Origin of the sequence: Mucilaginibacter ginsenosidivorax (genome assembly GCF_007971525.1) — a bacterium.
GTDB classification, from domain to species: domain Bacteria; phylum Bacteroidota; class Bacteroidia; order Sphingobacteriales; family Sphingobacteriaceae; genus Mucilaginibacter; species Mucilaginibacter ginsenosidivorax.
The window spans coordinates 4905870-4918862 of sequence record NZ_CP042437.1 but is presented as its reverse complement, the minus strand read 5'-3'; the positions used below and the strand labels follow the sequence as shown (position 1 = coordinate 4918862).

14 protein-coding genes and 1 riboswitch are annotated in these 12993 nt (G+C 44.6%); of the genes, 10 read left to right on the top strand and 4 right to left on the bottom strand.

Going from position 1 to position 12993, the window contains the following annotated elements; all coding sequences use genetic code 11:
• Window positions 1–49 precede the first annotated feature (49 nt).
• Window positions 50–1021 (bottom strand): GlxA family transcriptional regulator, encoded by a 972-nt coding sequence (locus FSB76_RS20620; RefSeq protein ID WP_147056668.1) that lies wholly within the window; start codon window positions 1019–1021, stop codon window positions 50–52.
• Between the two features lie 138 nt (window positions 1022–1159).
• Between FSB76_RS20620 and FSB76_RS20615 the strand changes: the two genes are divergently transcribed.
• From FSB76_RS20615 to FSB76_RS20595, 5 genes are all read left to right on the top strand, one after another.
• Window positions 1160–1651 (top strand): SRPBCC family protein, encoded by a 492-nt coding sequence (locus FSB76_RS20615; RefSeq protein WP_147056666.1) that lies wholly within the window; start codon window positions 1160–1162, stop codon window positions 1649–1651.
• Window positions 1652–1681: 30 nt separating this feature from the next.
• Window positions 1682–2140 carry an SRPBCC family protein gene (locus tag FSB76_RS20610; RefSeq protein ID WP_147056664.1) on the top strand — a complete coding sequence of 153 codons (459 nt, stop codon included), beginning with the start codon at window positions 1682–1684 and terminating at the stop codon, window positions 2138–2140.
• Between the two features lie 247 nt (window positions 2141–2387).
• Window positions 2388–3368: a DUF2911 domain-containing protein gene (locus FSB76_RS20605; protein ID WP_147056662.1), complete on the top strand. Its 981-nt coding sequence runs from the start codon at window positions 2388–2390 to the stop codon at window positions 3366–3368.
• Between the two features lie 188 nt (window positions 3369–3556).
• Entirely contained in the window at window positions 3557–4903 is a 1347-nt protein-coding gene (locus FSB76_RS20600; protein ID WP_147056660.1) for a sensor histidine kinase, read from the top strand.
• 167 nt (window positions 4904–5070) lie between these two features.
• Window positions 5071–6114, top strand: coding sequence for an NAD(P)-dependent alcohol dehydrogenase (locus FSB76_RS20595; protein ID WP_147056658.1), 1044 nt, complete (start codon window positions 5071–5073; stop codon window positions 6112–6114).
• A gap of 190 nt (window positions 6115–6304) precedes the next feature.
• Here FSB76_RS20595 and FSB76_RS20590 read toward each other — a convergent pair whose 3' ends face one another.
• From FSB76_RS20590 to FSB76_RS20580, 3 genes are all read right to left on the bottom strand, one after another.
• Entirely contained in the window at window positions 6305–6847 is a 543-nt protein-coding gene (locus tag FSB76_RS20590) for a heme NO-binding domain-containing protein (RefSeq protein WP_147056656.1), read from the bottom strand.
• 179 nt (window positions 6848–7026) lie between these two features.
• On the bottom strand, window positions 7027–8043 hold the full coding sequence (locus FSB76_RS20585) for a hypothetical protein (RefSeq protein WP_147056654.1): 1017 nt from the start codon (window positions 8041–8043) through the stop codon (window positions 7027–7029).
• 236 nt (window positions 8044–8279) lie between these two features.
• Window positions 8280–9449, bottom strand: coding sequence for a YXWGXW repeat-containing protein (locus FSB76_RS20580; RefSeq protein WP_147056652.1), 1170 nt, complete (start codon window positions 9447–9449; stop codon window positions 8280–8282).
• 176 nt (window positions 9450–9625) lie between these two features.
• Window positions 9626–9730, top strand: a riboswitch (TPP riboswitch).
• A gap of 95 nt (window positions 9731–9825) precedes the next feature.
• On the opposite strand from FSB76_RS20580, the gene FSB76_RS20575 reads away from it, so the two are divergent.
• The 5 genes from FSB76_RS20575 (at window position 9826) to FSB76_RS20555 (ending at window position 12993) form a co-directional block, all read left to right on the top strand.
• Window positions 9826–10542 carry a class I SAM-dependent methyltransferase gene (locus tag FSB76_RS20575; protein ID WP_147056650.1) on the top strand — a complete coding sequence of 239 codons (717 nt, stop codon included), beginning with the start codon at window positions 9826–9828 and terminating at the stop codon, window positions 10540–10542.
• A gap of 7 nt (window positions 10543–10549) precedes the next feature.
• Window positions 10550–11590, top strand: coding sequence for an AIR synthase-related protein (locus FSB76_RS20570; RefSeq protein ID WP_147056647.1), 1041 nt, complete (start codon window positions 10550–10552; stop codon window positions 11588–11590).
• On the top strand, window positions 11587–12234 hold the full coding sequence (locus FSB76_RS20565) for a thiamine phosphate synthase (protein ID WP_147056645.1): 648 nt from the start codon (window positions 11587–11589) through the stop codon (window positions 12232–12234). Before FSB76_RS20570 ends, FSB76_RS20565 begins: the two co-directional genes overlap by 4 nt.
• A 1-nt stretch (window position 12235) precedes the next feature.
• Window positions 12236–12508 (top strand): Trm112 family protein, encoded by a 273-nt coding sequence (locus FSB76_RS20560; RefSeq protein ID WP_147056644.1) that lies wholly within the window; start codon window positions 12236–12238, stop codon window positions 12506–12508.
• 101 nt (window positions 12509–12609) lie between these two features.
• Window positions 12610–12993, top strand: coding sequence for a DoxX-like family protein (locus FSB76_RS20555; protein WP_147056642.1), 384 nt, complete (start codon window positions 12610–12612; stop codon window positions 12991–12993).

The following is a 12993-nucleotide window of genomic DNA, read 5'->3' as shown; positions in this document are numbered from 1 at the left end:
TCAGTTTACGGCTGCCAAAAATTCTAATATATTATCCACCAATTTACCCCTACCCTTCCCTGTTATACTTAGCCCTGTAATCCAACGGCGATAGTCCCGTTATCTTTTTAAAAACTTCCCTGAATGCTTTATCATCGGCATAGCCAACCTGATCCATTACCTCAAAAATGCTTTTGCGGCCTTTTTCAAGGGTACTTTTGGCCACTTCTACTTTTACACGCTGCAAGTACTCAACCGGGGTATTCCCGGTGGCTTTAATAAAACGCCTGTCGAAATTCCGGCGGCTGATGGCCAGGTTAGAGGCCAACCCTTCAAAGGATATTTTTTCCCGTAAGTTTTCTTCTATAAAACTCTGGGCCTTGCCAATCAGCTCATCGCCATGATTTTTTTGTGCCTGAAAAATACTGAAAGGCGATTGCGATGTCCGGTCCATATCAATCTGGAATACTTTGGAGCAGTAAATAGCCGTTTGCCTGTCAAAATATTTCTCAACCAGGAAAAGTACCAGGTTCAAAAAAGAGTAGGCACCGCCATTGGTATAAATACCCTGCTCAACCGTAAGCAATTTATCGGTATGCAATTCGATGCTCGGGAAAAGCCGCTTAAAAGCAGTTGCTGCGTTCCAATGGGTAGAGCATGTTTTACCATCGAGCAGCCCGGTAGCCGCCAATAAAAACGCGCCGGTACAAATGCTCGCTATCTCGGCCCCCAACTTATATTGCTCGCCAATCCAACTTATGAGCGCGGCATTTTCTTTAAGTACCCTGTCGTACTCATGCGAGACAGATGGGATGATGAGCAGGTCGGCCTTTGATATTTCATTAATATCTACCGGAAAAATAGAAAAGAAACCTCCATCCAGTTTTAATTCGGTTTCAAATCCGGCTATGCGCACCTCCATCATAGGCCTATGCCCCATTTGCTGCCAATAGCCATTGGCACGGTTAAGTATTTGAAAAGTACCTACCACGCTGGCCAGGTTGGCGTAGCCTTTGGGAACTAAAATGAGCACTTGCTTCATGGCGATTTTTTTTAATAAAGATAGCCAACCATCGTGTCCAAATCAACCCGTCAACATGTCCATATTACACCCTGTGTTTATGCTATCAAGACATTAAATTTGTCATACAATTCCCAATCAAACCCAAAACTGATAAAAATGACAACACCAGATTTTACAACCACGCTGTTGGTTAACCAAACCCCCAGGGAAGCATTTGATGCCATCAACAACGTACGCGGATGGTGGTCGGAAGAAATTGAAGGCGGCACCAGCAAACTGGATGATGAATTTAATTACCATTTTGAAGACATCCATACCTGTAAAATAAAGCTAATAGAAGTTATCCCCAACCAAAAAGTAGTTTGGCTGGTGCTGGATAACTATTTTAAGTTTACCCAGGATAAAACCGAATGGAAAGGCACAAAAATCAGCTTCGATATTTCGGAACAAAATGGCAAAACGCAAATTGTTTTCACCCATCATGGCCTGGTGCCCGAATATGAATGTTTCGAAATTTGCCGGGGGGCATGGACCAATTACATTCAAAACAGCCTGGCCAGCCTAATCAGCACGGGTAAAGGTTTGCCCAATGCCGCCGGTACTGCAAGAACAGCAGATGAAGAGCAATTCCTGGCCGAAAAAAAATAAACTGATAAAGCATATCATGTTAAAAACACCATGAACAATTATCAAAAAACCATCACCGTAATCAACCCCGCCAATGAAGTTTACGCCGCCATTACCCGGCACATTGCCGATTGGTGGAGTGATGACCTCACAGGTACAACCGCCCACGTCGGCGACCAATATGACATTGCCTTCGGAAAAACAAAAAAAACCTTCAGTATCATTGAAGCAGTACCCAATAGCCGTGTTGTATGGCAATGTGATAAAGCACATATAGATATGGCTTCCTTAAAAAACAAAGCAGAATGGGTGGGCACTAAACTGATATGGACCATAAGCGCCGATAACCAGGGTACAACCCTGAATTTTTTACACGAGGGCTTAAACCAAAGTTTTGAATGCTATACCGTATGTGAAGCCGGTTGGGATTATTTTATAGGCAGCCTGCGTGCTTTTTTAAGTATGGGTAGCGGAACGCCGTATCGTAAACAACAAGCGGTATCAAATTGAAATTGTCCCACCAGGCCCTCGCGCAAGCCTGTGTCGTTGGGAAGCTATAAGCATCAAACGCTACCTTGTTTTCATTGCCTGATCCAGGTTATGTGAGCGAGGTACCGAAGGGACTTGTATTGGTCAATAACAGGCACAAATATTGGGATGCGCCTAAATTGCGCTATCAGTTTAGCGTTAACCATGATAAAATATAAAATATTCACTATAAAGTACTTATAATATTTTATTTGAAATATGTTAAGTTATGTTAACCCAATTAGATGCGTTTGCCCTGCAACTGTATTGCTGTTATTTGGCGTTATTGAAAATAAAGAATAATTTTATAGTAAAGAACGCCGACCACCACTTTCCCAAAACCGCCAATAACCCAACCATGAAAACAACCTTACTTTGCCTGCTCACTTTTATAACCTTCCATTTTTACGATGCCCTGGCGCAGGAATTACCCTTTAAAATCCCCGCAGCAAGTTTGGGACAACGTATTGAACAGGATTTTGGCCTTGGCACCGTATCGGTAAAATACTACCGGCCTAATACCAAAGGCCGCAAAATTTTTAACGGGATGGAACCTTACGGCATTGTCTGGCGAACCGGAGCCAATAATGCAACTGTAGTAACCCTTACCGATAGTGTCCAGGTAGAAGGGAATACCCTTGCACCCGGCTCCTACTCGCTTTTTAGTATACCCGGCGCCGACGAATGGACAATTATTTTCAATAAAACGATTAACCAATGGGGCGCTTATGCTTATGACCAAAAACAGGATGTGCTGCGTTTTAAGGTAAAACCAACAAAACTTACCAGTAAAGTAGAGACCCTTACCATCCAATTTGCAGATGTTAAGCAAGACGACTGCTTGCTGCAAATATTATGGGAAAACACCGGCATCAACATCCATTTAAAAACCGATGTTGATAACCGCATTATGGCCAATATCCAGGAAGCCATGAAAGGCGAAAAGAAACCTTACTACATGTCGGCAGTGTGGTGCTATAACCACAACCGAAACCTGGCCCAGGCGCTTACCTGGATGCAGGAAGCAGATAAAACCAACCCAACAGCCTACAATATAAAATACTGGCTGGCCAGGCTACAACTAAAAACAGGCGATAAAAAATCGGCCATTGTATCGGCCAATGAGGGGCTCAAACTGGCTTCTGCCGAAAACAATGCCGAGTACATCAGGATGAATAAAGAGGTATTACATGATGCCGGAGCAAACTGATAACGCACGCCTCATCTTATAGTCCCAAAAACTTAGCACTAAACATTTTTTTAAAGCATTAAATCAACTTTTCCTTATTAATTCAAACCGGCATCCAACTAAAAAAAGTAAATTGGGGTGCCGGTAAGGTAACAGCCTTGTATGCGCTCAACCTTTGGCGTGTTAATTACGTTTAACAGTAAGGTTTGATGAACTATAAGGTGAATGCTCTGTGGAATAAGTTAATTGGCGATAAGCCCGACTTTGCATTAGAAGGGCGCATCTTCCATTCGGTTTGTATTATTGTAATGTTCGGGTTAGCACTCAACATCCCCTTTAATTATATTATCGGCTTGCCCAAGCTGGCAGGCCTTATGTTTGTGGTATTGCTGGTTGTGGCTGCGGCTTATTATGTATCCCGTTTTTATAAAATGCTCAGCCTGGCAATTGTGGCGTTCCAGGTTATCAACACCTTTATGCTGATAGCCAATTACTATGATAACTCGGGCCTTAATGGGCCTACTTTTGCCATTTTTCTGTTGTCATTTATCATAGCAGTATCAATCATCCCGCAAAGGCAATACGCCATATGGCTGCCGTTAAACATATTGGTAATACTGCTGCTAATATATTGGGAAGCCACCCACCCCGACTGGATAAAAGATACCTACCCTTACAAAAACAGCCGCTTTGCCGATTTTGGGTACAGTTACATTATTATAGCCGGGCTCATTTTTTTTATAATTGCTTTTATCAGGAGCGCTTATCACCAGGAACGCCGCCGGGCCGAGTACGAAGCCTCGGAACTCGCAGCCAGTAACGAAACCAAAAACAAACTGCTATCCATACTGGCGCATGACCTCAAAGAACCCTTAGCATCAGTTCAGGGCTTCCTTGAACTGCTTACTTATTATAAACTGGATGAAACAGAAAGGCGGAACATTGAAAATGAACTCCTAAACCGTACCCGTGATACTACGCAAATGCTGGGCAATGTACTTTCCTGGACAAAAAGCCAGATGGGAGGTGTACAAGTACAGTTGATGCCACTACAACTGCGGCATACACTGGCCGGCACATTACAGCTATTAAAAAGCATTTCTGTAGAGAAACAGATTGAACTACAGGATGACATTGACGAGGCCATTTGGGTTGCCGCCGACCCCGACATGCTGCAACTGGTAGTCAGGAACGTGGTGATGAATGCAATTAAATTTACCTTCCCGGGCGGTAAGGTTACTATAAACGCTACTACGGGCAATGGTAAATGCACTATTGCGATAACCGACAATGGTACGGGAATTCCGGCTGAAAAACAGGCTAAATTATTTTCAGTAAGCGAACAGGTTACCTATGGTACCGGCAAAGAAAAAGGAGCCGGCCTTGGCCTGGTGCTTTGCAAAAACTTTGTAGAATTACAGGGCGGCAACATTTGGTTTAAGAGCGAACCTGGGGTGGGCAGTACCTTTTTTATCAGCCTTAATTATTGTCAACCGGCACCAACCGCTGGCAATTCTCCCGAACTCTTGATGCAATCGCCCGCAAAACCAGTTTGAGTAAGCGCTCGGGGATAAGATGTGTCAAACAACCGGCCTGAAATGCCTTTAATCATAGTGGCAATCTTCTATATTGACAATCTGTGTAGATGTCAAAAAAATTGCAGTCCAAAAACATATTTATTGCTACTTACGTTGCATTTTTGTAATACACAAAACATCAATCCATGACATCAGTAAAAGCCTATGCAGCGCAGGGAGCAACAACGCCCCTGGCTCCATTTTCAATTGACAGGCGCGAACCGGCGGCCGACGACGTTGAAATTAAAATTTTATATTGTGGTGTTTGCCACTCAGATATCCATACTGCCCGTAACGAATGGGGCGGTACCATTTACCCGGCCGTACCCGGCCATGAAATTGTGGGCAAGGTTACCCGTGTGGGTGATAACGTAAGCAGGTTTAAGGTAGGCGATACCGTGGGCGTAGGCTGCTTTGTAGATTCGTGCATGCATTGCGCCAATTGCAAAAACGACCTGGAGCAATATTGTCAGAACGGCCATACCCAAACCTACAATTCGCAAAGCCAGGATAAAAAAACCATCACCATGGGTGGCTACTCAAGCCATATTGTAGTTACACAACATTTTGTTTTATCCGTATCAGACAAGCTGCCGCTTGAAAAGGTAGCACCTTTGTTGTGTGCCGGTATTACCACCTACTCGCCGCTGCGCCACTGGGGTGTAAAAGCCGGTGATAGGGTTGCAGTAGTTGGTTTAGGAGGCCTGGGCCACATGGCTGTTAAACTGGCGGCATCGATGGGTGCCGAGGTGACAATGCTAAGCCGATCAAAAAGTAAAGAAAAAGACGCCGCCGAATTGGGTGCGCACCACTTTAAACTGACAACAGATAAAGATACCATGGCCGAACTGGCCAACAGCTTCAATTTTATTATCGATACGGTTTCGGCAGCCCATGATTATAACGAGTACCTTAACCTGCTAACCACCGATGGCGTAATGGTTTTATTAGGTGCACCACCACAACCTACACCGGTAGCTGCTTTCCCGTTCATTATGGGGCGCAGGAGTTTGGTGGGTTCGTTAGTTGGCGGCATAAAAGAAACCCAGGAAATGCTGGATTACTGCGCCGAGCATAACATTACATCAGATGTGGAAGTGATCAGCATTGATAAGATCAACGAAGCCTATGAGCGTACCCTTGCTGGAGACGTGCATTACAGGTTTGTAATTGATATGGCCACTTTGTAAGGCTTAAAGCAGAAGGCTAAAAGCAGAAAGCATTTTTATAATAAAACAGGCTTCCTTTTTATAAGGAGGCCTGTTTTGCCTGTACGGGTATAATATTAGGTTTTATGCAACACGTAACAATTTTATCCATTTTGTACAAACCAGTTATCTGTGCTCTCTCTTTCTACTTAGGTTTTCAGCCTTCAGCTACTCACCAGCTTACCTTGAAAATTTCGTGATCGTCGCCGGCATCCCTGTCGGCTAACAGTGAAACTTGTGCCGGAGTGCCATACATTTTCCCCAGGCCAAGTAATAAACCTCTTACAAATGCTTTTAAACCAATCCGCTTAGAAAAATAATGCACCAGGATACTGTTTTCCTCAATATCTGTAACCCGGAATTCCGGCGGCGTCAACTTGGGGTATATCAGCATAATACGGTTATGAAACATAGGCAAATTAATCAGGAAAGCTTTTAAATGCTCGCCGCCGGCTTCCATCAAATCCCCGTATTTTTCTTTCCCGGTTTTTAATATCCACCATTCGCCAAATGCCTCTAAAACATCGGCGACAGACATATTCATCTCTTCGCTTACAGCATTGGCCAGGCTATAGGTAAGGTCATCGTCATACGGTTCGCTGCTTATAAAAAAATCTATATCCAGCTTTGTGCGCAGCTTAACGGCCTCCCACTTCTCTTCGCCAAAGTTTGCTATTACTAAGTCTTCTATCGCTTTGTTAACTATTCCGTACATTTTTTAAAGTTTAAGTTCGGCTAAAAAAACATCCCGGGGCATTATCCGGCCTGGTAAAATATCGGTGGCGCCATTTTCCTTTGCTATCAAAAAAATATGGTTCGCGAAATAAGGTTTCTAACGCAAAGCACGTGCGATAGGTTGTTATAAATAAGCACTACAAACAAGCTTAATGATGTTTATATCAAATTTACTATTTCGTTTATTACAATATCGAGTTTTTTGGCGCTTTGCAACAGCAGCGGCAAAATTAATGGATCTATTTCACCTTCGGCCTTGTTCATTTCCAACAGGTTAACCAGGCCTAAAATATTGGCCAGTGGCGCCCTTACCAGGTGTGTTTGATCAAACGCAACCTTAGCCAAAGCCATACTTTTTTTCTCATTATCGTGTTTAACTTCTTCTTTCTCGGTAACATCCCTGCCATAAACATTAATATAGTCGTGGTCGGCAATGTAGCGGCACACAAAGGAGTATATCTTGTTGTCATAACCGGCCTCAAACGGCATATCAAAAGAAGTTTGTAGTTTTAAAATATGCTTCCAAAACTCTTCACGGCAGTAGGTTTTGCCCTCAAAACTAAAACATGCAATCTGGTCGGCTGCAGGGTTGCTCATCAAAATATGGCCATCGGTCGCAATCCTAAACAACGGATCGGGGTTTTGCAGTGCAAAAAGCGCAATCTCTTCAATTTCATCGGTAGCCTTTCTTAACTCGTTTTTTTTGCGATGAAGGGTGGTAAGTAACTGCCTTAAGTCATCATTTACGATATCCTTGGTTTTAAGCACATGCAAAAGATCAATTAACGGATCGTGAAAAGCAAAATCATGCAGAGTAAGGTGGTGTTGCTTAACGTCTGTCATGTTATCAAACCAGGGCGAACCTATAAAAAGCAACTGTCTTGAATCTTTCAGAAGTTCAAACTGCCCTCTTAATATATCATTAAATGGATTGTTAACTTCAATTATCACCAATTGATTGCACATTGCCAAGATGGAAGAAAAATCAGGTAGGATTCCTGCAGGTCGCTTTAGACGGAAACAAAGATCAAAACTCCCCTGAGGCTCACGCTCCAACAGCTTTTTTAAGCTGTTACCGCACGATTGAATAGAAAAATCTTCGTTGATAAGAATATAAAACGGGAATAATTGATTGAATTGATCTTCATTAAAAGAAAATATCGTATCGACACTCATTTTATGTTCGGTAAAATCAATCAATAGTTTAGTATTTACAGGGTGTTTTTGCGCTAATTATCAGCGCTCTATCTTACTACGTAAAACGCTGGCAGGCAGTTGCGTGCTACCAGGTTATTTTTTACGCATATTATCCTGATAAAATAAAAATTGAGGTAACACGGAGGGCCCTCAACCAAAAAAGGCTGTTATCATTACTGATACAGCCTTTTTTCTATATTATAATAGCGTCCAAATTACCCGTGGCGCTGGCGGTTTATTTGCCTGCCTGCACGGTTTTGCTGCCGGGTGGCCTGCCTGAATTGTTCTCTGTTTAAGCCGCCACCATTAGCCTGGCGGTTGGCGCGGATAGTACGGTTAATCCCCTGCTCACGGTTTTCGGTCCTGGCAACCTCACCCGCATTCATCTGCCCGTTACGAATACCCTGCGCTACCCTTTGCTGTTGATTGGCTCGTCTTTCGCCTATCGGGTTATCGCCATAATGAGCGTTGTTGCTATTATGTTTGTCGGCATTTATGGAATTACTTATCCTATTTTGCTGCTGGTTTACCTGGCTTTTCTCCTGGTTAGTTAAATGGCCATCATTATTTGCCCTGTCGGTGCGCACTTCTTTATTCAAATTTGCCTCGCGGTTCTCCAGGTTTTTAGTTTCGCCTGCGGTTAATTTGCCTGATGAAACACCGTTCGCAATACGGCCTTGCTGGTCAAACCGGCGCCCGTCTACCCTGTTCATAGCTGTAGTGCCCGGTGCGCCATGATTGGCAGACGCAAACTGACTACGGTCATGACTGGCAGTTCGTTCATGGTCAAGCTGGTTTGATGTTGGCTGTGTATGATGCTCGTTCATAGCGGTACGCTCCTGCTCGTTAGGCCTGGCATTAACCCCACCCTGCCCGTTAAAGCTGGTACGGTTTACGGTGGTATTATTAATTACCGTATTGTTTACATAGGTATTATGCACAATAGTGGTATTTACGTTTGCCACCGCAGTATTGTACCTGAATACGTTACCCGCCCAAATACCGCCGCCAAACCCTACACCGCCATAACCATAGCCGTAATTAATACCGCCATAAAAACCAACATGCGGCCCCCAATATCCTGCGTGAAAGCCGTACACCCCATCCTCAAAGCCCCAGTAGGCCGGTGTCCAAAGCAATCCAAAATGCGGCGGCCTTACCCAAACACCCGGCACCCAGTAATAGCCATCTGGATCGGCGTACGCCCAATAACCCGGTGTCCATATATAACCATCGCCGGGGCAAACGGGCTGTGTGTAAACCGGCAATGCCGGTGGCGCAATATGTGCAGATATACTGATGCCTACACTCACCTGTGCATTAACCTGCGGGGCTGCAGCTGCAAGGCCCGCAATTAAAACTATGTTTCTGAATATCCTTTTCATAAGTAATTTTTAGTGTTTTAATAGTGACAAAAAACAAAACATGTGGTTTAAAAGGTTTTCCTGAGTTCATTATTTCTTCATAATTATGGGGCGTTTGCCCTGGTGCGGTTTAGCATCGATAACAATCATCTAAAATAAAACACCACCCAATTCCTAAAATTACCTACCTTAGCTGCCATACTTGCACGGGGTGCTTTTAACCATTAGGGTTACAGGCTGAGATAATACCCGGAGAACCTGACACGGATAATACCGGCGTAGGGATGCATGGGCCATTATTGTTCGCGGTGTAGCCGTTTGTCCATATAAAGCCTTGTTCCTGTACCCGTATTTACGGTTTTAGGAACAAGGCTTTTTTAATTTAATAATGGAATAAATGGAGCTTCAAAAAAACAATTTTGGCCTGGTGACCCAAAGCCTTAGCAACTGGCAGGGCCGCAAAGAGTGGTTTTTTAACCGCGAACACACCGATACTTATGAGCAATGGTACGAAGGCCGCTACAAACGCGCCGAAGTATGGCAAAAAAAGGTAATGGGACAGCTACTGGGTAAAGACCCGCGGGTAAAAGAACTACTGGAATTTGGCTGCGGTACTACCCGGTTTACCCGCTGGTGGCACGAGATAGGTATTGATGCCACCGGCGGCGATCTTTCGCCTTTTATGCTTGGCCAGGCGGTACACCTGTTTAAAGGCGACCTGGTAAATGCCGATTCGCATTTTATGCCGTTTAAGGACCATACTTTTGATGCCCTGGCCTTTATTACCACCTTTGAGTACTACCGCGACCCGGTACAGGTGATACGCGAAGCCGCGAGGGTGGCACGCTGCGGCATTGCTTTTGGTATGATGAACCGCAATTCGCCCAAGGTACTGCGCCGCCGGGTACAACAGGCTTTTGGTAAAAATCCGTTTTATGTTACGGCAACATTTTACACCCCGGCCATGCTTACTGCAAAAATTGATGAAGCGTTAAAAGGCAGATCCTATAGCCTCGAGTGGACCTGCACCGGCCTGCCCGAATGGTTCCCGGTACAGCAATGGAGTATACCCGTGGGCGATTTTTTTGGTTTGTATGTAAAATTTTTAGACTGATAGCCTTATGCCTTTAACCGGAAAAATAAGCAGCGGCGGTTTTGATGAAATCATTCTGCCGCGCTGCGGCCGCCCCCGTAGCGAAGTATTAACCGGGCCCGCCTTTGGTGTAGATGTCTCGCTGGTTGAGCTGCCCAATGGCTTAGGGCTGGCCATGACCAGCGATCCGCTTTCCCTTATCCCATCGCTGGGTTTACAGGAATCGGCATGGCTATCGGTGCACTTAATGGCTAATGATATGGCCACAACCGGTTTTGCCCCGCAATACGCCCAAATGGTGCTGAACCTGCCCGAGGATCTGCCGGAAGCAGATTTGATTACCTATTGGGATTTCGTCCACCAATATTGTAACGATGTTGGCGTAGCCATTACCGGCGGACATACCGGGCGTATCCCACAGCAAAACTCCACCATTGCAGGCGGCGGCACCATGCTGCTTACCGCACCGCTGCCCAATATTTTGATAAGCCACAAAGCCCGGGCAGGCGATGTAGTGTTGGTAACCAAAGATTGCGCTATGTCATCAGCCGCCATACTGGCCATGAGTTTCCCCGAGACGGTGAAAAACAAATTAGGTAAGGAAGTTTACGATCAGGCCTGCGGGTTGTTTTATCAAACATCGTCATTAAAAGATGCCTTAACTGCAGCCGCAGCAGGCGGTATAACCGCCATGCACGATGTAACCGAAGGCGGCGTATTGGGTGCCGTTTACGAAATGGCCATAGCCTCGGGCAACGGTGTAAGCATCGACAGCGATTTATTACCGTTGGGCACTGCCCAGCAGGCAATATGCGGTTTGTTTGGTATTGACTCCCGGTTTTGCGTTGGCGCTGGCTCGATGGTGATGTCGGTGAATCCGGAACAGGTTCAGTATGTTATTCAGTACCTGCAGCAAAACAACATCAAGGCAACCGCAATCGGCACATTTACCGACAAAACAAAGGGTTACACTTTAACAGAAAACGGCGTTGAAAAACCAATGCCCTATCATGCTACCGACCCTTACTGGGGCGCATTTTTTAATGCCTATAAAAACGGATGGAAATGAAAACACGTCTTAAAATAACCGGCGGTATTTACCTGGTACTTAACCCCGCCATGGAGCTTAATTTACTATTGCAAAAACTGGCCGATGCGTTAAAGGGTGGTATCCAGGTAGTACAGATCTGGAACAACTGGCCTGCCGGTGCCGATAAATTAAGCCTGATTGAACATATAGCCGGCCTTTGCCGCTTTTACCGGGTGCCTTTATTGATAAACCAGGAATGGCAATTATTACAGGCTTCGCCTTTTTTAGATGGTGTCCATTTTGATGGCATACCACATTACTTTGATACCATATTGGTAAACATTGGCAAACCGTTCCTGGCCGGCATCACCTGCTCGGGTAATCTTGATGATATAGCCTGGGCTGACGAGCACGGGTTAGATTATGTGTCGTTCTGCTCCATGTTCCCCTCTTCTTCGGCCGGCAGCTGTACCATTGTAATGCCCGCTACCGTGAAGGAGGCAAAAAAAATGACCAGGATGCCGGTTTTTGTTTCCGGCGGTATGACACCCGAAAATATCATCGCCCTAAAAAAACAAGCACCCTTTGATGGCGTGGCGGTAATATCCGGATTGCTGAGCGCCGCAAACCCCGAACAAAAAGTTAAACAATACCACCAAGCATTAAATTATAAAGCTGATTAACATGAAACTAAAAACCATTAATAAACTATGCTGCCCTTTTGATAAGCAGGACCTTACTTTACAGGTATTTGTAAAAGATACCGAACAAAATATTATAGAAGGCATATTAAGCTGCACCGCCTGCCTGCGCAAATACCCTATTGTTTATGGCGTGCCTATTATGTCGCCCGATGAATACAGGCAGATAAAACTGGAGCAGCCTATTGTGGAACGTTGGAAGATAGATCATGGCATTGAAGACATCAGGTTGCTGCCAACGGTAACGGAAGGATAGAAAATTCGTTTGGTAAAAGAGCTTTTTATCACATGGTTTGTTAACGGCATTTATCCAACCACCGTTTTTATCATTTATATTTAAGCCATCAAACAATATAAATGACCAAAGCCACCATTCATAAAATATTAACCATAATGATTGCCCTGGTGTGGCTTGCCAATGGCTTGCTTTGCAAGGTGCTTAACCTGGTGCCGCGTCACCAGCAAATTGTAGGCAGAATTTTGGGCGAAACGCATGCCGGGCTGTTAACCAAATTGATAGGCGTTTCAGAAATTTTGATGGCCGTATGGATCATCAGCGGCATCAAATCCCGCTTAAATGCAGTAGCACAAATGCTTATTATCGCAATCATGAACTGTATTGAGTTTGTTTTAGCACCCGATTTGTTGTTATGGGGCAAGGCAAATTCGGCCTTCGCGTTTATGTTCATCGCGTTGATTTACTACAACGAATTCAAACTCCGTAAAAACCTGGTGATTTAA